Origin of the sequence: Corynebacterium sp. HMSC061H03, assembly GCF_001838215.1 — a bacterium.
GTDB lineage: Bacteria > Actinomycetota > Actinomycetes > Mycobacteriales > Mycobacteriaceae > Corynebacterium > Corynebacterium jeikeium_D.
Map to the genome: position 1 here is coordinate 219145 of NZ_KV836066.1, position 24893 is coordinate 244037.

Annotated in this window: 21 protein-coding genes and 1 pseudogene; 2 read left to right on the forward strand and 20 right to left on the reverse strand. The window is 57.8% G+C overall.

What is annotated here, in order from left to right:
* Positions 1–23: 23 nt before the first annotated feature.
* From HMPREF2787_RS05650 to aspS, 18 genes and pseudogenes are all read right to left on the reverse strand, one after another.
* Positions 24–1385, reverse strand: coding sequence for a dihydroorotase (locus HMPREF2787_RS05650; protein WP_070858628.1), 1362 nt, complete (start codon positions 1383–1385; stop codon positions 24–26).
* Positions 1386–2339 (reverse strand): aspartate carbamoyltransferase catalytic subunit, encoded by a 954-nt coding sequence (locus tag HMPREF2787_RS05655; protein ID WP_016422709.1) that lies wholly within the window; start codon positions 2337–2339, stop codon positions 1386–1388. It lies immediately after the preceding gene.
* Positions 2336–2905: a bifunctional pyr operon transcriptional regulator/uracil phosphoribosyltransferase PyrR gene (gene pyrR / locus HMPREF2787_RS05660; protein WP_016422708.1), complete on the reverse strand. Its 570-nt coding sequence runs from the start codon at positions 2903–2905 to the stop codon at positions 2336–2338. The genes HMPREF2787_RS05655 and pyrR overlap by 4 nt, the downstream gene beginning before the upstream one ends.
* A 434-nt stretch (positions 2906–3339) precedes the next feature.
* Positions 3340–3861: pseudogene (gene nusB, locus HMPREF2787_RS05665) on the reverse strand (transcription antitermination factor NusB); the annotation flags it as partial.
* Positions 3862–3909: 48 nt separating this feature from the next.
* A complete protein-coding gene (gene efp / locus HMPREF2787_RS05670; RefSeq protein ID WP_016422706.1) occupies positions 3910–4473 on the reverse strand; it encodes an elongation factor P in 564 nt (187 codons plus the stop codon).
* Between the two features lie 87 nt (positions 4474–4560).
* Positions 4561–5733, reverse strand: coding sequence for a M24 family metallopeptidase (locus tag HMPREF2787_RS05675; protein ID WP_048731850.1), 1173 nt, complete (start codon positions 5731–5733; stop codon positions 4561–4563).
* Positions 5730–6206, reverse strand: coding sequence for a type II 3-dehydroquinate dehydratase (aroQ, locus tag HMPREF2787_RS05680; protein ID WP_016422704.1), 477 nt, complete (start codon positions 6204–6206; stop codon positions 5730–5732). The genes HMPREF2787_RS05675 and aroQ overlap by 4 nt, the downstream gene beginning before the upstream one ends.
* Positions 6203–7312, reverse strand: a complete 1110-nt coding sequence (gene aroB, locus HMPREF2787_RS05685; protein WP_070858629.1) for a 3-dehydroquinate synthase — start codon at positions 7310–7312, stop codon at positions 6203–6205. Before aroB ends, aroQ begins: the two co-directional genes overlap by 4 nt.
* A gap of 87 nt (positions 7313–7399) precedes the next feature.
* Entirely contained in the window at positions 7400–7921 is a 522-nt protein-coding gene (locus HMPREF2787_RS05690; protein WP_070858631.1) for a shikimate kinase, read from the reverse strand.
* Between the two features lie 40 nt (positions 7922–7961).
* Entirely contained in the window at positions 7962–9149 is a 1188-nt protein-coding gene (gene aroC / locus HMPREF2787_RS05695; RefSeq protein ID WP_187400145.1) for a chorismate synthase, read from the reverse strand.
* A gap of 94 nt (positions 9150–9243) precedes the next feature.
* Positions 9244–9855 (reverse strand): prepilin peptidase, encoded by a 612-nt coding sequence (locus HMPREF2787_RS05700; RefSeq protein WP_049190770.1) that lies wholly within the window; start codon positions 9853–9855, stop codon positions 9244–9246.
* 26 nt (positions 9856–9881) lie between these two features.
* Entirely contained in the window at positions 9882–10697 is an 816-nt protein-coding gene (locus HMPREF2787_RS05705; RefSeq protein ID WP_070858633.1) for a shikimate dehydrogenase, read from the reverse strand.
* Between the two features lie 14 nt (positions 10698–10711).
* Positions 10712–11938: an endolytic transglycosylase MltG gene (gene mltG / locus HMPREF2787_RS05710; protein ID WP_070858635.1), complete on the reverse strand. Its 1227-nt coding sequence runs from the start codon at positions 11936–11938 to the stop codon at positions 10712–10714.
* A 259-nt stretch (positions 11939–12197) separates the two neighbouring features.
* Entirely contained in the window at positions 12198–12701 is a 504-nt protein-coding gene (ruvX, locus tag HMPREF2787_RS05715) for a Holliday junction resolvase RuvX (RefSeq protein WP_049193736.1), read from the reverse strand.
* A 37-nt stretch (positions 12702–12738) separates the two neighbouring features.
* Positions 12739–15399 (reverse strand): alanine--tRNA ligase, encoded by a 2661-nt coding sequence (alaS, locus tag HMPREF2787_RS05720; RefSeq protein ID WP_070858638.1) that lies wholly within the window; start codon positions 15397–15399, stop codon positions 12739–12741.
* A 128-nt stretch (positions 15400–15527) separates the two neighbouring features.
* Positions 15528–16853: a replication-associated recombination protein A gene (locus HMPREF2787_RS05725; protein WP_246824218.1), complete on the reverse strand. Its 1326-nt coding sequence runs from the start codon at positions 16851–16853 to the stop codon at positions 15528–15530.
* 148 nt (positions 16854–17001) lie between these two features.
* Positions 17002–18183 (reverse strand): phosphotransferase family protein, encoded by a 1182-nt coding sequence (locus HMPREF2787_RS05730; RefSeq protein WP_070858642.1) that lies wholly within the window; start codon positions 18181–18183, stop codon positions 17002–17004.
* A gap of 146 nt (positions 18184–18329) precedes the next feature.
* Positions 18330–20141: an aspartate--tRNA ligase gene (gene aspS / locus HMPREF2787_RS05735; protein WP_070858644.1), complete on the reverse strand. Its 1812-nt coding sequence runs from the start codon at positions 20139–20141 to the stop codon at positions 18330–18332.
* A gap of 271 nt (positions 20142–20412) precedes the next feature.
* On the opposite strand from aspS, the gene HMPREF2787_RS05740 reads away from it, so the two are divergent.
* Entirely contained in the window at positions 20413–21300 is an 888-nt protein-coding gene (locus HMPREF2787_RS05740; protein WP_070858647.1) for a KPN_02809 family neutral zinc metallopeptidase, read from the forward strand.
* Positions 21301–21327: 27 nt separating this feature from the next.
* Here the strand turns inward: HMPREF2787_RS05740 and hisS are convergent, their stop codons facing one another.
* Together hisS and HMPREF2787_RS05750 are read right to left on the reverse strand one after the other, a co-directional pair.
* Positions 21328–22611: a histidine--tRNA ligase gene (gene hisS / locus HMPREF2787_RS05745; protein ID WP_070858649.1), complete on the reverse strand. Its 1284-nt coding sequence runs from the start codon at positions 22609–22611 to the stop codon at positions 21328–21330.
* A gap of 43 nt (positions 22612–22654) precedes the next feature.
* Positions 22655–23326, reverse strand: coding sequence for an MBL fold metallo-hydrolase (locus HMPREF2787_RS05750; RefSeq protein WP_070858651.1), 672 nt, complete (start codon positions 23324–23326; stop codon positions 22655–22657).
* A gap of 640 nt (positions 23327–23966) precedes the next feature.
* On the opposite strand from HMPREF2787_RS05750, the gene HMPREF2787_RS05755 reads away from it, so the two are divergent.
* A complete protein-coding gene (locus tag HMPREF2787_RS05755) occupies positions 23967–24806 on the forward strand; it encodes a peptidylprolyl isomerase (RefSeq protein WP_070858677.1) in 840 nt (279 codons plus the stop codon).
* Positions 24807–24893 lie beyond the last annotated feature (87 nt).

Consider the following 24893-nt stretch of genomic DNA (forward strand, 5'->3'; position numbering starts at 1 on the left):
ATTTTTATGCGTTGACATGAATATTATCCAGCGACCTCTCCGTTAAGAGCGGTCACCTTACCGCGCAGCACGGTAGCTGCCACGGACACGGCCATCTCCATTTCCTCATAAGGAGTGTTCTCGGACTTCGACGCCAGGTCTTCGCCGCGGACCGTCCACTTTTTGCCCGGGTCAACAACGGTCAGGTTGGCAGGCTCACCGACAGCAATCGGACGGCCGTGCCCCGGTAGCTTCACGATTTGAGCGGGACGCTCACTCATGACCTTGGCCAGCCAGCGCCAATCACAATCGCCCTTCAAAACGAACTCTTCGGCGATGATTGGCATCGAGGTCTCCAGACCAAGCATGCCGGGCTTAGCGTGCTCGAACTCGCAGCACTTTTCTTCAGAGCCGTGCGGAGCGTGGTCGGTAGCGACACAGTCAATGATCCCGTCAATCAGAGCCTGACGCAGAGCCAGGGTGTCGCGCTGCTCACGCAGCGGCGGATTGACGCGGTAGACGCCGTCGTAGGTCTCCAACTTCTCATCGGTGAGAATCAGGTGATGCGGGGTAACCTCGGCGGTCAGCGGAATATCATGCTCCTTTGCCCACTTGACCAGCTCAACCGTGCCTTCGGTGGAAGCGTGGCAGATGTGCATGCGTCCGCCGTAGTCGCGAGCCATAATGGCATCTCGGGCCACGATGGACTCCTCAGCTACGCGCGGCCACCCGGTCAGGCCGAGTCGTGCGGCGGTTGGACCTTCGTGAGCCGATGCATCTGCGGTCAGACGCGGATCTTCGCAGTGCTGCGCCAGCAATACGTCTTCGCCGCGGGCGTATTCAATCGCGCGGCGCATAATCAGCGGATTGTCAACGCACTTACCGTCATCGGAGAACATGCGTACCTTCGCCTGCGAGTCTGCCATCATGCCGAACTCAGTCAGCGTATCGCCCTTCAGCCCCTTAGTAATGGATCCGACCGGGTGAACGTCGCAGAGGTTCAGCGCCTGGCCCTTGAGCCATACCGACTCAGCAATCGAGGGGTCATCGGTTACCGGCGCGGTATTGGCCATAGTGAACACTGCGGTGAAACCACCGCGTGCTGCGGCGGCGGAACCAGTGGCCAGGGTTTCCGTATCTTCACGGCCCGGCTCGCGCAGGTGCACATGGATGTCAACCAGACCTGGCAGAAGGACCAGCGAGTCGAACTCCAGGACCTCTACCCCGTCCTCGGCCGTGAGATCTTCTCCAATCTCAGCGATAACGCCATCTTCGATCAAGACGTCGACGTCTTCGCCTTCACCGTAGGGACGCACACCCTTCAGCAGCAGCTGTCCCCGTGCGGGTGCTGCCAATGGTCCTACCTCGGGGTACGAGGCTTCGTCATACTCATTGCGATTCGACATTTATGCCTGCCCTTCCAAGTTGGCGGAAACACCTGAGGTCAGCAGTGTGAAAAGAACTGCCATGCGGACGTGGACACCGTTGGCTACCTGCTGCAGCACGGCGGTGCGCGGCAGATCAGCGACGGCGTCGTTAATTTCCATGCCACGAAGCATCGGACCTGGGTGCATCACGATGCAGTCGTCGCGAAGCATCTTCTCGCGAGCCTTCGACAGCCCGTAGCGAGTGGCGTATTCGCGATGGGATGGGAAGAAGCCTCCGTTCATGCGCTCCTGCTGAACGCGGAGCATCATCACGGCATCAGCATCGCGGATCTCGTCTTCCATGCGGTAGGCAACACGCACCGGCCAGGTCTCGATGCCAAACGGCAGCAGCGTCGGTGGCGCGACGAACACGACCTCGGCGCCGAGCTTGCTTAGCAGATCGGCGTTAGAGCGAGCGACGCGAGAGTGCAAAATATCGCCAACGATGACGACCTTGCGCCCCTCAATTCCACCGAGGCGCTGACGCAACGTCACCGCGTCCAGGAGAGCCTGCGTCGGGTGCTGGTGCTTTCCGTCACCCGCGTTGATGATCGATGGGCCGTTGCCAAATTCCTCAGTCCACTTGGCGATCAGCTGTGCCGCGCCCGACGATGGGTGCCTAACGACGATGGCATCGCCGCCGATAGCATCCAAAGTCAGCGCGGTGTCTTTCAGACTTTCGCCTTTCTTCACAGAGGAAGAGGAAGCCGAGATATTAATAACATCGGCGCTCATCCACTTACCCGCAGTCTCAAAAGAAGAGCGGGTACGCGTGGAATTCTCGTAAAAGAGGTTGTAAATAGTGCGGCCGCGCAGGGTCGGCAGCTTCTTAATTTCCCGACCGCGGATGACCTCCTTGAAACGATCGGCCTCATCCATCAGGCCGACAATTTCATCCTTGGTCAAATCCGCAATGCTAATCAGGTGTTTCACTGTTCCTCCGCCCGGGTGAGAATAACCGCGTCACGGCCGTCAAGTGCCTCTACCAGCACATCGACGTCTTCGTCGCGGGAAGTTGGCAGATTCTTACCGACGTAATCGGCGCGAATTGGTAGTTGACGATGACCACGATCAACCAGCACTGCAAGCTGAATTACTCGCGGGCGACCGATGTCAGCAATAGCGTCGAGTGCGGCACGAATTGTGCGACCTGAGAAGAGGACATCGTCTACGAGAACAACGGTGGTACCGTCGATTCCGGAGTTTGGAATGTTCGTGGGCTGCAGGGCGCGGTGCGGGCCCTTGCGCAAGTCATCCCTGTACAGGGTGATATCAAGCGATCCAGTTTCCGGGCGAATGCCGGAGAACTGTTCAATCAAATCGGCTAGTTTCTCCGCCAGCGGTACGCCACCAGATGGAATGCCGAGGAGAACTACGCGCCCAGCATTTGGGCTATCCAGCGCAGTTTTTTCAATAATTTGGTGCGCGATGCGCGCGATGGTACGTGCAACTTCGTCTGCATTGAGCAGCTCGGTTGTTTGCGGCGTTCCTTCGCTCATCGTGACCTCCTTCCCCGCCTCTCAGTGCGGTCCGTTAAAGGATGTCTTGATTGTGGATATTTGATTATCAGTTTGCGTGACCCGCAACTACGGTCGCGGTGCAAACTTCCGCTGACCAGAATAGCACTCACACTTAAATTGCCTCTAAATGCAACAAAACTCCAAGCCCCCAAAAAAGGGACTTGGAGTTTCAGACAATCCGCGAGAACCGACTGCGATCGGCTCGCAGTGAGCCCGGCCGCTTTGATTGGCTAGGACCCGTTCTCGCTCTTAGCCACGTCTTCAGCCACCAGCTTGGCAATATCGCTCATGTCCAGGCCGGTAATCTTAGCCATCTCATCGGAGTCAGCCAGTGCCTTGTCAGCTTCCTCATTTGCAGCAGCCTGTGCCTGAATAGCCTCGTCGAACTGGGACTCGCCCACCGAAGTGCTAACAGCTGCTGCTGCCAGGCGTGCCTGGTCGGCAATCTTGGCCTCGGCATCGAGAACTGCGTTGATGTACGGTGCCGCCACATCAGTGGAGTATTCCGATGCCAGCTCAACGCCTTCCACCACGGCCACACGCGGAGGCACGTCGGAGTTGTAGAACAGCTCCCAGGTGGAAAGACGCAAGATAGCACGGTCGACTGCCGGTAGGCGACGCAGCGGCCACTCCTCCGTCAGGTACGAGGAAATCGTCGAGTCGATACCGATAATTTCGGCAGCTACACCGCGCACGATCTGCTCGGTGTACTCCGCAATTGGATTCACATCCAGATCTGGATTACGGACCATTTCCAGCCGCTCTTCAAGAAGCTTGACGACGTCGACGCCTCGCTGCTCGGCCTCAAATAGCAGATCTACCGCACGACGGCGCGCACGGTAGCGCGCGCCGTGGCGCTTGTAGTTAGGTTCGCGAACTTTCGCGGACTCCTGCGCATCCGGGGTCTCGACGGACTTGTGATCCTTTTCAGTCATGGATGTGTATGTATCGCTCTCAACAAAAGGGTGAACTAGATGAGGGAATTAGTGGTTGACGCGGGACAGGTAGGAGCCGTCACGGGTGTCGACCTTCAGTACGTCGCCGGTTTCGATGAACAGCGGCACCTGAATCTCAGCGCCAGTCTCCAAAGTTGCCGGCTTGGTGCCACCGGTGGAGCGGTCGCCCTGCAGACCCGGGTCGGTCTGCTCAACCTTCAGTTCAACCGAAACAGGCATTTCAGCGAAAAGAACGTTGCCCTCATGGAAGGACACCTGGCAGGTGGTTTCCGGAAGCAGGAACTTAGCACCCTCCGGCATCTGAGCGTCCAGGATGGAAATCTGGTCGTAGGTCTTGTCGTCCATGAAGACGTATCCTTCACCGTCGTGGTACAGGTACGTCATGTCGCGACGGTCGACGGTAGCAGTCTCAATCTTGACGCCAGCGTTGAAAGTCTTGTCAACAACCTTGCCGGTCAGAACGTCCTTCAGCTTGGTGCGGACGAATGCCGGACCCTTACCTGGCTTGACGTGCTGGAACTCCACGATCTGCTGAAGCTTATTGTCGTGCTTGATAACTAGACCGTTTTTAAAATCTGCGGTGGTAGCCAACTAAACTCTCCTGAAATTGTTAAAAAGCTCTCTGACGAAACCACGATACTCCGTATCTCATCGAGAGAAAAATAAAACGCCGTGATGTTAGGCCCGCGGTTTCGGCAGCTGCGTAATAATTTCCGGCTCGGTGTCGGTGATAATCAACGTATCTTCGATGCGCACACCGCCGAACCCCGGCACATAAATACCAGGCTCGATGGTCAACGTCATGCCAGCTGCCAACTTCCCCTTGCCGGTGCGAGCAGCAAATGGAGCCTCATGCACCTCAATACCGATTCCGTGGCCGGTGGAATGAACGAAGTGCTCCCCATAACCAGCCTTTTCAATAATGTTCCGGCATGCTGCGTCTACAGCCACAACATCAGCCCCTGGCACGGCCGCTTTTACGCCAGCCAGCTGGGCTTCCAGCACGACATTGTAAATCTCTCGGGCCTTCTCGTCTGCGAACTCCACCCCGGCAACAATCGCGCCGTCCAAATCTGACGACGTATTGTTCGGATCGTTTTCGCTTGACGACGTTCCCGTCTCACCGGCAAAGAGGGTACGTGTCATATCTGAGTTGTAGCCCCCGGCAAAGGCGCCAAAGTCAATAGTGACCAGGTCACCTGCCTCGATTACGCGATCTTCCGCTCCGTGGTGTGGCTTGGCGGAATTCGGGCCGCTCGCGACAATCGTGTCGAAGCTTGGCCGATCGGCGCCATGCATGCGCATGCGGTACTCCAACTCTGCGGCGACTTCGCGCTCCGTGCGGCCGGCGACCACGATGCCGTCGTGAAGCAAGTCCTCGAATGCGCGGACCGCGATGTCGGCGACCTGGCGCAGAGCGACGAGTTCTGTATCGGACTTGACCTCCCGCAGTTTAGAGACGACGCCCGTAGTCGATACCAGCTCGAGTGCCTGTGGCCGGGCATCCTCTAGCTCTTGATAAGCGGCCATAGTGAGGAACTCAGATTCAACACCAAGACGCGAGATATCCAGCTTTCGGCATTGACCGACGAGTGCCACGCCGGTGTTGCGGGCGGTGAGTAACTCCACGTCCGGTGCCTGTTTGCCAGCCTGAACCGTATAGCGGCCGTCGGTGGAAAGCAGCGCTTCCCCACTGGCCGCAACAATCAAACCAGCATTCGAGCCGTGGAAACCTGTAAGCCAACCAACATGCGTCGGATCGACTGTGAGGAAACCGTCGCAGTCGTTGTCGGACAATGCGTCGATAAGAGCGGCTCTGCGGGCGGCGTAGTTCGTGGAGATATCTGTCATAGTTTCGTACTCACCCTTCTCAGTGCCATGGAATACCCATCAGTTCCGCATCCGACGATAACGCCCGCGGCAAGCGCCGACAGGTACGAGTGGTGCCGAAACTCCTCCCGGGCGTGAATGTTTGAAATATGGACCTCGTGGAAGCCCGCGCCGTCGGCAATTTCGGCAAGCGCGTCACGTAGGGCGACGGAGGTGTGTGTCAACCCCCCTGGATTGATAATGACTGGCCAACCGTAGTCGGCAGCTTCGTGAACCCACTCGATGAGTTGACCTTCATAGTTGGATTGGCGGCAATCCACTACGACGCCAAGCTCCTTGGCTAGGGTGCGAAGTTCAGATTCGACATCGGCCAAAGTAGTGGCACCGTAAATTTCTGGCTGACGCTTGCCCAGACGATCGAGGTTCGGGCCGTTCAGAACAAGCACGGTCGGAATCGCCGTTGTGGCATCAGTTGCTGCGCGAAGAGAGGTCATGAGCGGGCTGACTCCTCTGATGCGGCGTGCTCATTGTTGCAGAGCAGTTCGTATGCACGCTCGAGGTCATCCATTCCCGGGCCTTCAAGACGGGCTGTTTCACCGGGGTTTTCTAGAATAACGAATCGGATCGCACCGTCGCGGTTCTTCTTATCCCTGGTCATCGCATCGTAGAGCTCGGTAAAACGACCTGTCTGGTAGGTCGTTGGCAGACCAATGGACTCTAGGATGCGACGGTGGCGGTCGACGAGTTCCTGATCAATATGTCCGGTGATCTTGGCCAGCTCGGCAACATAAACCATGCCTACAGCTACGGCATGGCCATGGCGCCAGCGGTAGTTTTCAAAGTGCTCAACGGCATGACCGAAAGTGTGGCCATAGTTCAGGATCTCACGGAGGCCAGATTCCTTCAGATCCTCAGCGACAACGCGTGCCTTGACAGCAATCGCGCGCTCGACCAGTTCTGGCAGGTCACCGTCAACATCGAGGCAGGCCTGCGGGTTTGCCTCGTAAAGATCGAGAATCTTCGTGTCCGCGATAAATCCAGCCTTGATAATCTCTGCCGAGCCCGCGATCAGCTCGGCCTTCGGCAAGGTGCGCAGGACATCAAGGTCACAGAACACCGCGGCAGGCTCGTGGAAAGCGCCGACCAGGTTCTTGCCGGCTGCAGTGTTGATACCGGTCTTACCGCCGACAGCTGCGTCGACCATGCCGAGCAGCGTCGTCGGGACCTGGATAACCTTCACTCCACGCATCCACGCGGCGGCGACGAATCCACCGAAGTCTGTAGCTGCACCGCCGCCAATCGCGATTACCGCGTCACGCCGGCCCAGACCGCGTTCACCAAAAGTGTCCCAAACTGTTTCAGCAACTGCGAGCGTCTTGCCCTCCTCCGCATCCGGAACCTGGATGCTGAAGGAGTCGACTCCTTTGTCCGCCAGAGCCTTGATGACGCCGAAGCTCAGCTCTTGAACGCTCCCCTGGTGAATTACCGCAACCTGGGAAGCAAAGGTAGCGGCCTCCGCAATCTGCTCGGTGAGTCCATGCCCCATGGTCACCGTGTACGGCGATGGGCCTTCAACACGGATTGTGCGGGTTGAGTTCATTGTCAGTCCCTAGTCGTTAGCGTAAGAAATGTATGGAGTTGCTGGTTATACGGCAGTGATTAGCTGCCGCCTTTTAAGAGTCGCCAGTTAAGCCTCGTCGCAGGTTTCATCGAGGTAGCTGAGGATCTCGGCCACAACGCGCTGCGGGGAACGTTCGTCGGAACGCACCTTGAAAGTGGCTGCATCTTCGTAAAAAGCTCGGCGAGCCTCATAGAGCGCGCGGTAATGAGCCTCAGGATCATCCGCCTGGAGCACCGGGCGCGAATTGTTACCCGCTGTACGACGGACACCCTCTGCAATGCTGATCTCGAGGTAGACGACGTTATGGTCTGCCAGCAGGTCACGGGTCGCCTGCGAAATCACGGCACCACCGCCAAGTGAGACGATTCCGTCGTGGGTCAGAGCCTCCGCCACGATTTGTTCCTCGATACGGCGGAATTCCGGCTCTCCCAGCTCGGAAAAGACTTCCCCACAAGTCTTGCCCATGCGCTGTTCAATCATCTCATCGGTATCGGTGAGTTTTGTGCTCAATGCACGAGACAGTCGACGACCGATGGTGGACTTTCCCGATCCGGGCGGTCCGACAAGGACAATAGTAGGAACGGACATTCCCCTCGTTTTACCCTTCTTCGTGTGCGCGACTGTGGCGCTATTTCCAATCAAGGCGACGTCGAGTCTGCTCCAAGTAGCCCTCAACGTTACGCTTGGTTTCCTCCAGGCTATCGCCGCCGAACTTTTCCATCACTGCACGCGCCAGTACCAGCGCGACCATTGCCTCTGCGACAACACCGCCGGCCGGGACCGCGCAGACATCAGAGCGCTGGTGGATTGCGGTAGCTGCATCGCCGCTGGCCATATCGACGGTCTTCAGCGCACGCGGAACGGTCGAAATTGGTTTCATCGCAGCACGCACAACGAGAGGTTGAGCATTAGTCATGCCACCCTCCAGGCCACCGGCGCGGTTAGTTTCCCGATCCACGCCGTCGTCGGTACGCACCATTTCATCGTGAGCCTCGGTGCCACGGCGACGGGCTTCCTCAAAACCGTCGCCGATCTCCACGCCCTTGACGGACTGAATTCCCATCAAGGCAGCCGCAAGCTGCGAATCCAGACGGGCATCACCGGAAATGTGCGATCCCAGACCCACCGGCAGACCGTGGACAACGACCTCGACGATGCCACCGAGGGTGTCGCCCTGCTTCTTGGCGGCCTTGATTTCGTCAATCATCGACTCCTCCGCAGCTGCGGAGAATGCACGCACTGGCGACTCGTCAATCTTGTCCTGATCAGCGAAGGTCGGCAGTGGCCCCTCGTAGGGCTCCGAACGACCGATGGAAATAACGTGGCTGACAACTTCCACACCGAGAGTCTCACGCAGAATTGAGCGTGCCACAACCGATGCCGCCACACGTGCTGCAGTCTCGCGAGCCGATGAACGCTCCAGGATGTTTCGAGCATCGGTGTGGTTGTACTTCAGCATGCCGTTGAAATCGGCATGTCCCGGGCGCGGGCGGGTTAAGGTGGCGCCACGAGCTGTATCCAAAACAACTGGGTCAACTGGATCCGGGCTCATGACCTCAGTCCACTTGGGCCATTCGGAGTTGCCGACCATAATGCCAATCGGCGATCCCAGCGTCTCACCATGTCGAATGCCAGTCAGCAGGGTGACCTCATCAGCCTCAAACTTCATTCGCGCCCCGCGACCATAGCCGAGGCGGCGGCGTGCGAGGTGGCGTGATACGTCATCTGTAGTCAGGGGAAGTCCGGCTGGCGCGCCTTCTACGAGAGCGATAAGCGCTTTGCCGTGAGATTCACCCGCGGTAGTCCAACGAAGCATAGGTATCATAATGTCACGTTTGCCGTACTTCTTGTGCATTTGGGGGCATACAAGTTTCAAATATGCCCCAATTCATCGCCCCTGGTCTACCGCTTCAGGGGACTTGTAGGTACCCTCCGCTTATCCCCCACACAATGGCGGTTGCTGCAAGCATCGCAGGCCCATGAGGCACGCTCGCCGGTACAGGCGCTGTTTTTGCTTTACGACGGTCACCCCAGCCCCGCTTTCCCGCGGTGACTCCTGCCATGAGGAGAGTGAGTCCGGCAGCCAACAGAATTGCCACTGCAATCCAAATTGCTGTCGCCACTGGCTCGCCCGATACCAGACCGACACCGCCCCCGAGAATTGCTGCGAGCTTCACATCTCCAGCCCCCATAGAGCGTGGGTTGAAGATGAAGACTGCTACATAGAGGCCAAACCAGAGGCCTATTCCTGTTCCTATGGCTGCGACTGCACTGGCGAGATTGTCAGCCAAGGTGCTCTTTTGCTGGAGCACCATTCCAGTGGTTGCTATCAGACCCACTGCCCCTAGCACTAACCACCAGTTCGGTAGTCTTCGCCGAGTCACATCCAACCAGCAGCCAATACCGCCCCAGCCGAGTACAAGCATCACGACTAGGAAATAGAAAACCCGGTCAAGGTAGACCGGGTCAATCCTGTGCTGTCCAATCGGAGACAGCCCTATCTCAGTTATTCCCCACCCCATAACTTTGGGATTGTAACGGTTGTGAGCTAGTTCGGCAGCGCTGCACGCATCGCCTCGACATCGGGAGTGCGTCCAGTAAACTGCTCAAACTGTCCCACCGCTTGATGTAGCAACATGGACAATCCACCGACCGCCTGTGTCCCTCCGCGTTCCGCTGCTTTCACAAGTGGGGTTGGCCAGGGATTGTAAATGACGTCGAGAATCTTCGGTGCTCGAGCGAGGTAGCCAGCAACCGACTCAATTGCGGCTGACGGCACCGTAGAGACCAACACGTCGGCATTACCAGCAATATCTGCCAGGTTTGGAACATCAAAAGTCACCCAAACAAATTCCATCCCCAGCGCGGCAGCTAATGGTTCAATGTCATATGCGCGCTCGGAGCGCGCTACTACGGTCACATGATTGACACCCAGCTGCGACAGCGCCCAAAGTGCCGGTCGTGCCGTGCCACCGGCACCAACAACAACGGCGCGGCCACGTGGTGCGTTCGTGCAGTCTATCTCCCGCAGTGCTCCCACTACGCCGTCGCCATCGGTGTTGTCGGCAAACCAGTCCGAATCGCGACGGACCAGAGTGTTCGCTGAACCTATGAGCCGTGCGCGCTCACTGACTTCATCCGCGAAGTCCAGCGCGGCAAACTTGCCAGGCATCGTGACGGAAAATCCCTGGAAACTGGGGTCTGCTCCACCAACGACGTCGGCAAGTTCTTCGGCGTTGCAGCGAATGCGGTCATAGTGCCAGTCATTCATTCCCGCAGCGCGGTAACCGGCGTTGTGAATAGCCGGCGAGTACGAGTGATCAATCGGATCTCCCAGCACGGCTGCGCGATGAGTTATAGGCATAGGAGTTCTACCTCTTAGCGGTTGGAATCCAGCACGCCATTGTTGCGTGACTCGTCGATAGCGGCCTCGTGCTCTTCGAAGGTCGTGCTAAAGACAGTATTTCCTTCCTTGTCCACCGTGACAAAGTACAGCCAGGTGCCGTCAGCCGGATTTTCCATGGCACGAATCGCCTCGATGGAGGGCGAAGCAATGGGGGTTTCCGGCAGCCCCTCCTTGGCGTAGGTGTTCCACGCGGTCTTTCGCGCGCGGTCCTCATCCGTGGTTGCGATTTCCTGATCTGGCAGGTCGTAGTTGACTGTCGAGTCGAACTGCAGCTGCATCGGTTCGTCGAGACGGTTGAGAATAACGCGAGCGACCTTATCGAAGTCGCCATCTGGCGCCTCCATCTGGATCAAAGAAGCTGCGGTAATCAGCTCGTATGGAGTAAGACCAACCATGTCCGCTGAAGCCATGAGACCCGTGTCCTCATAATTCTTCACCGATTCCTTGACCAATTTTGCCAGCATCTGTTCGGGCGTCTGCTGCGGGTCAAGGTGATGAATACCCGGCGTAATGAGTCCCTCAAGACGACGAGGGTCGTTGCCACGCGCAGCTACCGCGTCCCGTGCCCATTCTGGAACACCCAGCGCGGCCAAATCGGCCTCGCCAGCAGCACGTTCGAGATCGGCCTTGGATACGCAATCATTGTCTTCAACACAAGTGGCCTCAGAAATAAGCGAGAAAATTCCCTTACGTACATCCGATGAGGACACAATGCGGGTATCGGCGAAACGGGCGCCAGTCGGAATGTCAACGGTACCGACCTGATTTTCGACATCCAGAAGAGCCTCGACGGTCTCGTCGGCCTTCATCCGCTGATGGAGTCGGTAGAAACCAGGCTGCAATTCACTTGAATGAGAGTTCTCATTCGCGGCCTGGATGAACGCACGGGAAGACTTGACGACGCCGCTTTCCACCAACTGGTTGGACAAATCAGTAAGTGACGTGCCTTCACTGACCTCAACAATCGTCAATGGACCCTCAGCTTTGCCATCGTAATCGTCAACAATGCCGCCACGATTCCAGACGAGGCCAATCACTCCGAGGACCAACACGCATAACAGGACAGAAGTTACATTGATTGCCACTGCCGTTTGGCGGTGACGAAATCGAGGCTTTGCCCCACCGCTGCGAGCACCAGCGCGGTCCCGGTCGGCACCGCCGCTATCAGTGCGGCGCGCAGTCTGCGCGTCTTTACTCATCAATAATCTCCTCGAATGCAGCTCACTCTCCCATCGGTATCAGCAAGGAGTCTTCCCATTCGGGTACGACACGCGACTGATAACGACTGGTGCGACATAGCTTTACGACGAAGTCGTAGCACTAGGTTGCATTGTAGGTGTGAATCGCCACTTCAACTTTTCAAATCCTATGCACGCGACAAACGTGCTTAGGTATTACACACTTAATAATTGCGCAAAGGTGGGTGAATTGTCACCTTTCGGTAACTTTTGTGTGCCCCTACTCGGTATTTTCGTCCAAAGCTTTTGCCCGTCTGTCCAACCAGGACTGCAGAATTTCTACTGCCGCAGCCTGGTCAATAATCTTCCGACCGGACTTAACATCAATACCTGCTGCGTGCAGTCGTGATTGGGCCATTACCGTCGTCATCCGCTCGTCGGCGTAATGCACTACGACTCGATCACCGAGTCGGCGCTGCAGCCGGAATCCAACGTCAGTAGCTTTCCGCGCAGAAGTCCCGAACGAGCCGTCGAGCATAAGGGGCATGCCGACAACAATCTCGACGACCTCAAGTTCAGTGGCAAGTTCCACGAGCCGGTCAATATCCGGCCCGTCAGGATCTTTTCGCCCCGTTGCTCGAGTGACTGTTTCAACCGGGGTCGCCAGGATGCAGTCGGGGTCAGAGACCGCGACGCCAACGCGGACATCGCCGACGTCGATTCCGAGCCGTCGACCCCGACCGGGATCATCCTGACCGGGGGTATCAATACGGGGCTTAGCCATTGTTTACTGCTCTTCCGATAGCACAGCCGTTAATTGGCTACTTGGACAGTTCGGCCTCAACCGCGGCCAATGCTGTGTCGATTCCGGAAGCATCAGAGCCGGAGCCCTGTGCCATTGCCGGTTTACCGCCGCCCTTGCCGCCGACCTCAGCGCCCATCAGCTTCACCAAATCGCCGGCCTTAATACCGCGATTGACGGCTTCATCCGAAACCGAGGCCACAAACGGAACCTTGCCGCCAGCGTTGGAAATCAACGCAATGACGCTTGGGCGATCCGCAAGGCGCTTCGCCAAGTCATTAGCCAGCGAACGGATGTCCTTCATCTCCGTACCGTCGGGAAGCTTAAGGCCGAGGTAGGTGACATCGCCGATGGTGCGAGCGGACTCCAGGTGAGACGCGGCATTGGCCAGCAGCTGTCCGGCCTTGAAATCAGTGAGCTGCTTCTCTGCAGCCTTGAGCTTTTCAGCCAGTGCTGCAATGCGGTCTGGCAGCTCAGCAGAAGGAGCCTTGAATTCAGTGGCCAGTCGTTCAGCCAGGAGACGCTCGGTGGACAGGTAGCGGAAGGAATCCATACCCGAGTAAGCCTCAATACGGCGCACGCCCGATCCGACCGAGGACTCGCCCAGCACAGCTACCGGACCAATCTGCGAAGAATGCGAAACGTGGGTACCGCCACACAGCTCAATTGAGAACGGGCCACCGACCTCGACAACGCGGACGATGTCGCCGTAGTTCTCGTTGAACAATGCCATGGCACCAGCTGCCTTGGCCTCTTCCAAAGGCATCTCGGCAGTGTTGACTGCCCAGTCGTTGTCGACAGCCTCATTGGTAATCTGCTCAATCTCACGGAGCTGTTCCGGTGTGAGCTGCTCACCGTACTTGAAGTCGAAACGGAGGTATCCCGGCTTATTCATGGAACCAGCCTGAGTTGCAGTATCCCCCAGTACCTGACGCAGAGCACCGTGAATCAAGTGAGTTGCAGTGTGCGCCTGACGAGCACCGTGACGCCACTGCTCGTCGACCAAAGCTTCAGCGGAGACGCCCGGAGTGAACTCACCGGCGGTGACAATGCCCTTGTGCAGCCACAGCTTCTTGCCCACCTTTTGGACATCGTTGATGTGGACCACAGCGCCGGAATCAGTCACGATACGACCTCGGTCAGCCAGCTGACCTCCGGCCTCGGCGTAGAGCGGAGTGCGATCGAGGATAACCTCAATCTCATCGCCCTCTGCGGCAAACGACTGCTTCTGACCATCGGCAATGATGCCGAGAATCGTGGATTCGTCGGCAAGTCGATCATAACCGGTGAAGGACGTTGGGTGTTCATCGATGAACTCGCGGTAGACGTGCAGGTCGGTGTGCGACTGCTTCTTTGCCTGGCTGTCGGCCTTTGCGCGCGCACGCTGCTCAGCCATCTCGCGATTGAATTCGTCGCGGTCGATGGACAGGCCGGCCTCTTCGGCCATCTCGATGGTCAGGTCGATTGGGAAGCCATGGGTGTCATGCAGAGTGAAGGCATCGTGACCGGATAGAACGGTTTTACCCTCTGCCTTGGCCTTGGTGGCAGCGCGTTCGAACAGCTCCTCACCAGCGGACAGAGTCTTGGTGAAGGTCTTTTCCTCGGCGACGGCGACGCGGCGAATACGGTTCCAGTTCTCCGCGATTTCTGGGTACGACGGGGTCATGGTCTCGGCCGCAATACCAATCAGCTTCTCCAGCACAGGACCGTTAGCGCCGAGCAGACGCGCAGAGCGGATGATGCGGCGCAACAGGCGACGAAGTATATAGCCACGATCGGAGTTCGAGGGGGTAACGCCGTCGAGCATCAGCATCAAGCCGGTGCGGCTGTGGTCAGCGATGACGCGGAAACGGATGTTGTCCTGGTGGTTCGAGCTGTACTTCGAACCGGTGAGCCGCTCCGCTTCGTCGATAACCGGACGCAGTAGGTCGGTTTCGTAGACGTTGTCGACACCCTGCAGCAGGAAAGCAACGCGCTCGATGCCCATACCGGTATCGATGTTCTTCTTCGGCAGCGGACCAAGAATCTCGAAAGAGTCCTTGCCTGTTCCTTCGCCACGCTCGTTTTCCATGAAGACGAGGTTCCAAATCTCGATGTAGCGATCCTCGTCCGCCTCTGGGCCACCGTCAGCACCGTACTCCGGGCCGCGGTCGTAGAAAATCTCTGAGCACGGACCACACGGGCCAGGCACACCCATGGACCAGTAGTTGTCCGCCATGCCTCGGCGTTGAATGCGCTCCTCCGGCACACCAACCTTCTCGTGCCAGATGTCATGGGCCTCATCGTCATCGAGGAAAACTGTCACCCACAGCTTCTCAGCCGGGATGCCAAAGCCGCCTTCCTCAACAGCACCAGTCAGAAGGCTCCATGCATGAGTGATGGCACCTTCCTTGAAGTAATTTCCGAATGAGAAGTTACCCGCCATCTGGAAAAAGGTGTTGTGGCGGGTGGTGATACCCACCTCTTCAATGTCCAGTGTGCGCACGCACTTCTGAATTGAGGTCGCGGTGGAGAAGTCCGGAGTCTCATTGCCGAGGAAGTAGGGCTTGAACGGCACCATGCCGGCATTAACGAACAGCAGGTTCGGGTCATCCAAAACCAGGGAGGCACTGGGGACCTCGGTGTGTCCCGCCTTTACGAAATGCTGGATGAAGCGATTTCGAATTTCATGAGTCTGCACGGTGTTCTACTTCCTCGTTTCACGTCGAGCGTCCGAGATGTTTAATACAAAACTAGCAGTCTACCCGCCCGGTTCGAACAACTTTAAAACCACCCCGCCGACACCCCGTAGATTCCGACCGATCTCGCCTACTTCGATTTCCGGCGGCTCCCCCGGATAATTCGGCGAATGCGTCCGAGGTATTCAGCCATGCCGTTTTCACGACCGTGATTGGATGGGACGAAATAATCAGTGCCCACCAACTGATCTGGTGGATATTGTTGGGCTACGACACCCATGGGGTCATTGTGCGGGTAGATATAGTCCACCGCGTGACCAAGGTCCTTAGCCCCGCTGTAGTGTCCGTCACGCAAATGCGGTGGCACCGGCCCGGTCTTTCCGGAACGAACATCCTTCAATGCTCCGTCGATAGCGCTTATGACCGAGTTGGATTTCGGTGCCGTGGTCAAGTGAATCGTGGCCTGCGCCAGCGTCAGCCGGGCTTCCGGCATGCCTATTAAGGCAACGGCCTGCGCCGCGGCGACGGCGGTTTGCAGGGCTGTCGGGTCTGCCATGCCGATGTCTTCGCTGGCCAGAATTACGATTCGGCGGGCAATAAACCGAGGGTCTTCCCCACCCTCAATCATCCGCGCCAGGTAATGCAGGGCAGCATCGACATCAGATCCGCGAACGGACTTAATAAACGCGCTGGTGACGTCGTAATGCTGGTCGCCGTCGCGGTCATAGCGAACCACGGCCCTGTTGATCGAATTGGCAAGCGACTCGGCGGTAATCTGCTCACCGTCGGCGACGGCTTCTGCAGCTGCCTCGAGGTACGTGAGGGAACGACGGGCATCGCCAGCTGCCAGCGCAATGAGCTGTTTGCGTGCGTCGTCTGTCATACTGACGCGACCCTTCAGGCCGCGCTCATCAGTAAGTGCTCGATCAATGAGCGTGCCGACGGCTTCGTTATCCAGCGGCTGCAATTGCAACAGCAGTGACCGACTGAGCAGCGGGGACACCACTGAGAAGGAAGGGTTTTCCGTTGTTGCCGCAACGAGAAGGACAATCCGGTTTTCCACGGCCCCCAACAGGGCATCCTGCTGAGTTTTGGAAAAACGGTGCACCTCGTCGATGAAGAGCACCGTTTGAATGCCTTGGTTAACGAGCGTGCGACGAGCAGTATCGATAACCGCACGCACTTCCTTCACCCCGGCATTAAGCGCGGAAAGCGCTTCAAAGTGTCGTCCGGTCGCCGCGGAAATCAAACTGGCGAGAGTGGTCTTGCCAGTTCCAGGAGGACCGAACAGAATAACGGAGGTGTCGCCGCCACCTTCGACCAGACGACGCAACGGTGCTCCGGGGGCTAACAGGTGGTCTTGACCAACGACTTCATGGAGGTTGCGCGGTCGCATTCGAACCGCCAATGGCGCGTGTGCACCTGGGTGGAAATAGGCGCTAGCATCGGAGTTCAGGCCAGTGCTTGCTGGTCCTGCACTCCGGCCTTGGCTCTTGGCCGCTGTAGGGCTGGTGACCGAAGGCTCGTCGAAAAGCCCTGGCGTGTCATCGGCGGAGCCGTTTGCACCGCCTGTTGGCAGCTTATTCGGATCCGCCACGTGTGCCCTAGCCTTCCTCTTGCTCTAAGAAATCGATGACTGCATGCGCGAACTGTTCCAGCTCGTCGGCGCGGTCGTCCTCACACTTATGGGCGAACTGCGCAATAGCGCGAGCCGTGTTAGCCATGTCGCGCCGCTCCAGTGCTGAGCCGCCAACTTCCGGCTTCAGGTCCGTGCGTCCTTCATGCCCCACCCACAGCGCTTGCTTCGGAGAACCGAAGAAGGAAACCGTTGCGGAGATGAAAAACCAACCGAGTAACGCCGCAGCAATGAACGCCATCAAACGGCGGTCGCTCGTGCCGCGATACCAATGGTCACGAATCTCTTCCATCCAGGCACGAACAAACACGTCGACCTCTGCCTCAGATGGGCGCTCCACGAAAACGTGCAGCGGGAAGCCTGCGACGACGCTGGCCACGTCGAAAATGACATCGCGGTAACCAGCCCACTCATAGTCGAGGAACTGGACCTTGTCCGCCAGCAGAATGTTGTCTGGGGCAAGGTCAAACGGAGTGAACGCCCTATGCGTGCCCTTCTCAATTCGACGAGCAGCATCCTCCCCGAAAGAGCGCACAGCGTCGGGAACAGGAATGCCGGAACCCTCGATAGCTCGCATACCAAAGCGAATCCCCGACACAATGCCGTGGTCACGCGCCTCGACAGCCTCGCGATCGACCTTGTTTTTCACCCACATACGACGACGCAGGGTCTCAAACCCCTCTTCGCGAGTATGCGTGTGAATATGCATCCGGCCCAGCGAAGCGCCGAGGCTGCGGAATGCGCGCAATCGTCGCTCTTCATCGCCACGAAAGAGTACGTCCGCAAGAGTGTCCACGACACCGACGTCGCTGAGAACCAATAGCTGCTTTGAAACATCGTAAGCAAGAAGCTGAGGCCCCGGGCGAACATCGTCAGGCAGCGTATTGATGAACTGGTACGCCACGACTTCCCGTAAAACGGCGGGATCGACGCCTTCGGTCGTCGTAGGAATTTGCTTTACGACGACCGTGCGTTCCTGCATAAAGGGATTTGTGGCGACCCGTACGCGGACAACTAGAGCGTTTGACTGGCCTGTAAGTACTTCTGGATCCGACAACACTGGAGTGCCGCCGAATCGTGCGGAAAGCAGAGTCTCTGCATCTTTAACTACGCTGTCAACTTCTGCTGCAGCGTCGTCCGAGTACTCCATTGAATGCCCTTTCAATGAGCCAGTTTCAATCAGGCGATACGGATGTTGCGTTGTGGCCAGTACCGCCTTGGTGCGGAGGAATTGACGCCACTCGCGCTGTTCACGCTGGAGTGGGGATCAAACTCCTCGCAATGTGATTTCTTTGTTTACTTGCTGTCGCCTGCGCCGTCTGCCTTCTGCTTTGGCTTCGGCTTGAAGTCGATACCGGTCTCCTTGCGCTGCTGAGCGGTAATCGGAGTCGGGGCGTCAGTCAACGGATCAACGCCGCCACCGGACTTCGGGAAGGCGATAACTTCGCGAATGGAGTCAACGCCGGCCAGCAGGGAAACGATACGGTCCCAACCGAATGCGATACCACCGTGCGGCGGAGCGCCGTACTGGAAGGCGTCCAGCAGGAAGCCGAACTGCTCCTGTGCCTCTTCCTCGCCGATACCCATAACATCGAAGACGCGCTTCTGGACATCTGGGCGGTGAATACGAATGGAGCCGCCACCAATTTCGTTACCGTTGCAGACGATGTCGTAGGCGTAAGCCAGTGCGTTGCCCGGATCCTTGTCGAAAGTATCCATGTGCTCTGGCTTCGGCGAGGTGAAGGCGTGGTGTACAGCAGTCCACTGGGAGTGGCCCAGGGCAACGTCACCGGAAGCGGTAGCGTCGGCAGCCGGCTCGAACAACGGTGCGTCGACGACCCAGGTGAATGCCCAGTCGCCTTCCTTGAACAGGCCGAGCTTCTTGGCAATCTCTCCACGAGCAGCACCCAGCAGTGCACGGGAGCTCTTAGCATCACCTGCAGCGAAGAAGATGCAGTCACCCGGCTTCGCGCCGACGTGTGCCGCGATGCCTTCACGCTCTGCGTCAGTAATGTTCTTGGCAACCGGGCCGCCCAGAGTACCGTCCTCCCCAACGAGGATGTAGGCCAAGCCCTTTGCACCGCGCTGGCGGGCCCAATCCTGCCAAGCGTCGAGTTGACGACGAGGCTGCGATGCACCACCGTCCATAACAACTGCACCAACGTAGTCGTTCTGGAAGACACGGAAAGTGGTGTCCTTGAAGAACTCAGTGCACTCCACCAGCGGAATGTCGAAGCGCAGGTCCGGCTTGTCAGAACCGTACTTCTCCATGGCCTCCTTGAAGGTCATGCGTGGAATCGGAGTCTGAACAGTAACACCGGCCTCGGCGAAGATAGCAACCAGAATCTCTTCTGCCAGCGCAATGACATCGTCCTGCTCGGCGAAGCTCATCTCAACGTCGAGCTGAGTGAACTCCGGCTGGCGGTCAGCGCGGAAGTCCTCATCGCGGTAGCAGCGGGCAATCTGGTAGTAGCGCTCCATGCCAGCGACCATAAGGAGCTGCTTGAACAGCTGAGGGGACTGCGGCAGTGCATAGAAAGTGCCCGGCTTCAAACGAGCCGGCACCACGAAGTCACGAGCGCCTTCCGGCGTAGAGCGAGTCAACGTCGGAGTCTCGATTTCGGTGAAGTCGTGGCTGTCCAGCACCTTACGTGCTGCGCGGTTGACAGCCGCACGAAGACGCATAATTTTGGCCGGGCCTTCACGGCGTAGGTCTAGGTAGCGGTACTTCAGGCGAGCTTCTTCGCCCACAGTGCCAGAAGTTCCAACGTCCTCGAGCTGGAACGGCAATGCCGCCGACTCGTTGAGGATGGTCAGCTCCGTAACATTGACCTCAATTTCTCCCGATGCCAGGTTCGGGTTTTCGGAGCCCTCCGGGCGCTTCTCAACGACACCGGTGACCTGAATGCAGTACTCGCTGCGCAGGTGGTGGGCACGCTCAGCAACTTCGCTGTTGCGGAACACAACCTGGGCGTAACCGGAGCGGTCACGCATGTCGATGAAGATTACGCCACCATGGTCACGGCGGCGTCCTACCCAACCGGTCAGGGTTACTGTGCTGCCGGCGAGGTCAGCGCGGAGGTCTCCGGCAAGATGCGTACGAAGCACTGCGAATTGGTCCTTCCAAAATTGGTGCTATAGGGATTAACGCTGTGGATAGCGGTTTCGTCCGTGTAGTCTACCTTGAAGCCATAAAGGTGAGAAGAAGACCCCGGCTATTTTGCCTATTACCGGTCATCGCCTTGGGTCTACCTCGGGCTTCATGTACTCACTTAGACATAGATCTTCGTAGGCCCTGACGTTGACTTACATACGGACACTTTGACGCAGCGCTATTCAATGGCCCGTTTTCCGCACCCTATGCAATAGTCTTACTCCTATGACCTTCCGGAATGACTTCCAAAAGAGCTCGGCTCGTGCCGAGCGACGCTCGGGTGGTGGCCGCGCTATTGCAGTAGGCGGTGGCGGCATCGGCGGCCTTGTCCTCATTGGCCTGTACTTACTTCTCGGCGGTGACCCGGGACAGTTGGGACAGCTGACAGGTGCCCAAAACAACCAGTCCTCTCAGACTGCGCAGCAGTCTCCTGGTGAGGATGCCTGCAAGACCGGCGAAGATGCCAACAGCCGCATCGATTGCCGGATGGAATTCACCGGTATTTCGGTCGACCAAGTCTGGGAAGAACAGCTCCCCGCGCAGGCCGGCATTGAGTACACGAACCCAGGCTTAGTCCTCTTTGAAGGCTCCACTCAGTCGGGCTGCGGCGCAGCGTCCTCGTCCACCGGCCCGTTCTACTGCCCCGCCGATCAAACGGCCTACTTCGACACGGAGTTCTTTAGCACGCTGGAGCGCATGGGAGGAGGCAACGGACCGCTCGCACAGGAGTATGTCGTGGCCCACGAATTCGGCCACCATATTCAAAAATTGGAGGGCACGCTGGGCCGGAGTAACTACAACGATCCGGGCCCTGATTCCGACGCCGTAAAGATTGAGCTGCAGGCCGACTGCTACGCAGGCATCTGGGCTCATTACGCGGACAAGGGGCCGGACGCTATCCTCGAACCGCTTTCCGACGAGCAAGTTGCCGATGCCCTCAAAACTACGAAGGCCATCGGTGATGACACCATCCAGCAGCATTCCGGCGGTGGTGTCCAGCCAGACTCCTGGACCCACGGCTCAGCTGAGCAGCGTACGAAGGCATTCCTCACCGGCTACAAATCCGGCAAGATGGCGCAGTGCGACACTCTCGAGCGCGGTGTCTACAGCTAGACCCCGCACTCAACAAATGCGCGTTTCCTAGATGCGCGACTGCAACTCCCGAACCAGTGCATCTAGGGCCACCGCGTGCTGCTCGTGGGACTCGAGGTTCTTCAGCTGAACCTCGCCCGCGGCCAATTCAGATTCGCCGAGGACCAACGCAAATCGGGCTCCAGCGCGATCGGCACCCTTCATTGCCCCCTTCAGCCCGCGGCCACCGTAGGACATATCCGCGCGGATACCCGCTTGGCGCAGCTTATTGATCTGCACCGCCATAGTGTGAGCTGCTTCTTCACCGAGCGCAACACCATACACATCGACGCGTCGACCATCGCTAGCCTGCTTGCCCTCTGCTTCGAGTGCGAGCAACGCGCGATCCACACCCAAACCAAAGCCAATTCCAGACAGCTCTTGGCCGCCGAGCTGCGCCATCAGTCCGTCGTAGCGACCACCGCCACCGATACCCGACTGAGCACCAAGGCCGTCGTGAACAAACTCGAAGCACGTCTTGGTGTAGTAGTCCAGTCCGCGCACCATTCGAGGATTGATGACATAGGGCACCTTCATGTCATCTAACAGTCCAGTCACAGCTTCAAAGTGACTGCGAGCGCTGTCAGAAAGGTGGTCCAGCATCAGCGGCGCGTCAGCGAGCATTTCCTGCATTTCCGGTCGCTTATCGTCGAGGACGCGCAGCGGGTTGATGTTTGCACGGTGGCGCGTTTCCTCATCCAGAGGCAGGCCAAACAAGAATTCCTGCAGCTTAGCGCGGTATTCGGGGCGGCAGGTGTTGTCACCGAGGCTTGTCAGCTCAAGCCGGAATCCTTCCAGGCCGATGCCGCGGAAACATGCGTCGGCAAGCGCGATGACCTCGGCGTCCAGCGCGGGATCATCGACGCCGATTGCCTCTACGCCTACCTGCTGCAACTGACGGTAACGGCCGGCCTGTGGGCGTTCATAGCGGAAGAACGGCCCCGCATAGGAAAGCTTGATCGGCAACTGACCGCGGTCCAGATTGTGCTCAATGACCGCGCGCATCACACCCGCGGTACCCTCCGGGCGCAGGGTGACCGATCGGTCGCCGCGGTCGGCGAACGTGTACATCTCCTTGGTGACGACATCCGTCGATTCACCTACACCGCGTGCAAAAAGCCCAGTTTCCTCGAAGATTGGCAGCTCAATGTGCTCATAGCCCGCAAGTCGTGCGCGGTGCTGGAATGAGTTGCGCACCGCCTCGAATTCGCGGGAGACCGGCGGGACGTAATCCGGCACGCCCTTGGGTGCGGAGAATGGCTTCAACTTCTTTGGCTTCTGGCTAGAGTTCACTCCGCTAACTCTACCTGCCAACTCTCACGACGTGTCAGCCAGGCTAGGTGAGGTTTTGCAGGAAGGGGTTGGTCGCGCGCTCCTCGCCTATCGACGATGCGGAGCCATGGCCCGGAAGAATCATGAGGTCATCCGCCAGAGGGAGGACCTTATCCTTCAACGACTGCTGCATGTGCTCCGGACTACTGCCCGGCAAATCTACGCGACCGATAGCCCCCTTAAAGAGGACGTCCCCGCTGAAGATAATCTCATCTTCCCCATCGGAAGCGCGCAGCATTACACATCCCGGAGAGTGACCCGGTGCGTGAATGACTTCGAAGTTCAACCCCGCCCACTTTACTTCGTCGCCATCTTCGAGGAAATCGGCTTTCGTATAAGCCTGCATAGAATCGATGTCAAAGAGGTGTCCGAAAGAAGATCCGCCGAGCTTCGGATTGGCCAGCAACACATTGTCGCTTTCGTGAATGAAGACGGGGATATCCCAGAAGTCGGCAGCCTCCGCGACATCGCGAATGTGATCGATGTGGCCATGCGTCAACAGAATTGCCTCCGGCTTCCAATTTCGTTTCTCAACCTCGGTGCGCACAACCTCAAGTGCCCCCATGCCCGGGTCAATAATGACGCACGGGGTAGCCAAGTCGTCCATCTCCGGAGTGCCTGTTGCCACGTAGCAGTTGGTCTGAAAAGGGCCGGCTGCAAAACCAAAAATCTCCATAGCGCACATTCTATCGAGTGTCTGCTTGGCTCGAGCTGGGTTCATTTATCACGCTGTTAAGTTCCCGCTAAAACGACGGCTGATAGGCGGCGAAACTCGTAGAACTGTTCTTGGCAATTGAAACTGACGATTGGAATCTTTATGCAGAATGTGTACTTAGCAACTATCACTATTTTCATCGTGACAACGGTGGGAACGGCCCTAGCAGGCTATCCGCTGCTGACCTCAATCCTTTTCATGTCAGCCGTGACAATCCTGGGCACGAGGAGTCTAACTCGACGTCGTCGAAGTCGTGTTGTCGAAGGTACAAACAGAAGTAAGAGCTGCATCACGCCAGAGAAGGTGAAGAAGTACCGTCGCCAACACCCCGGTGTCGGCATCAAAGAGGCTGTCGAAGCTCTACGTGCTAAAGCGGAACGCCCTTTCCCATGGCGACTTGGCCTGTCATCTCGCAAATGAGAAGCGACTCCGGGCATAATGGTCGATTGTGTACGCGACGGTGACCGACTGAGCTTTCACCTCAAACTCGGTCACTATCTATGGGCAAAATCGTCCGCTGGTGTTCCGTCACCGGCAATAGATGACTAAGAGATACGGAGAGAGACTAGTGGCCAATAATGAGCAAAGGCGCAAAGATGCGATGCGGACGCTCGAGCGCGAACTTAAGCGCCGTGCGCGTGCCGAGAAGCTGAAGCCACTGGGCGTTGTCGTAACCACCTTGGCTATCCTGCTCTTTATCGGAGGCGGAATCTACCTGCTGACCACGGCTGGCGGCGCTGACGACAACGAGGCCGCTAATGAATCCACGACGCCAGTCGAGCCTGCAGCTCTCACAGCTACTCCCGTCAGCGGTGAAAAGGTTCCGATGAAGCGCTCTTCCCCGCTTCCGGAAACCGTGACCTGTGACTACCCGGATGATGGCGAGGCATCGAAGGACATCGATAAGCCAGCTACCGACAATGTTCCCGCCACTGGCACTGTAACCATCACTCTGAAGACTAACCAGGGCGACATTCCGATGGAGCTGGACCGTGCTATTTCACCTTGCGGTGTCAATGCGATTGAGCACATGGCCAAGTCCAACTACTTCGACGACACCGTGTGCCACCGTATCACCGGTGGTGGCCTGAACGTTCTCCAGTGTGGTGACCCGACTGGTACCGGTAGCGGCGGCCCGGGCTTCAAGTTCGCTGGCGAGTGGCCGGTCAAGAATTCCGGTCTGGATCAGAACACCCCGTTGGTGTACCCGAAGGGCTCTATCGCCATGGCAAACCCGAACGACCCGGATGCCAACGGCAGCCAGTTCTTCCTCAACTGGGCAGATTCTCAGCTGCCACCGCAGTACACCGTGCTTGGCTCCATGACTGACGAGGGCACCAAGACGGTTGCGGACATTGCGAAGAATGGTATCGAGGGTGGCGGTACCTCTGACGGTAAGCCAGCTAAGGAAGTCCGTATTGAGAAGGCGGAAGTCAAGTAGTCGACTCAACTAACTGATTGAGAAATTCATCAAAAACAGGGCCAAGGTGTTTCACCTGAACTGGCCCCCGAAAGTTGGACTGGTTTA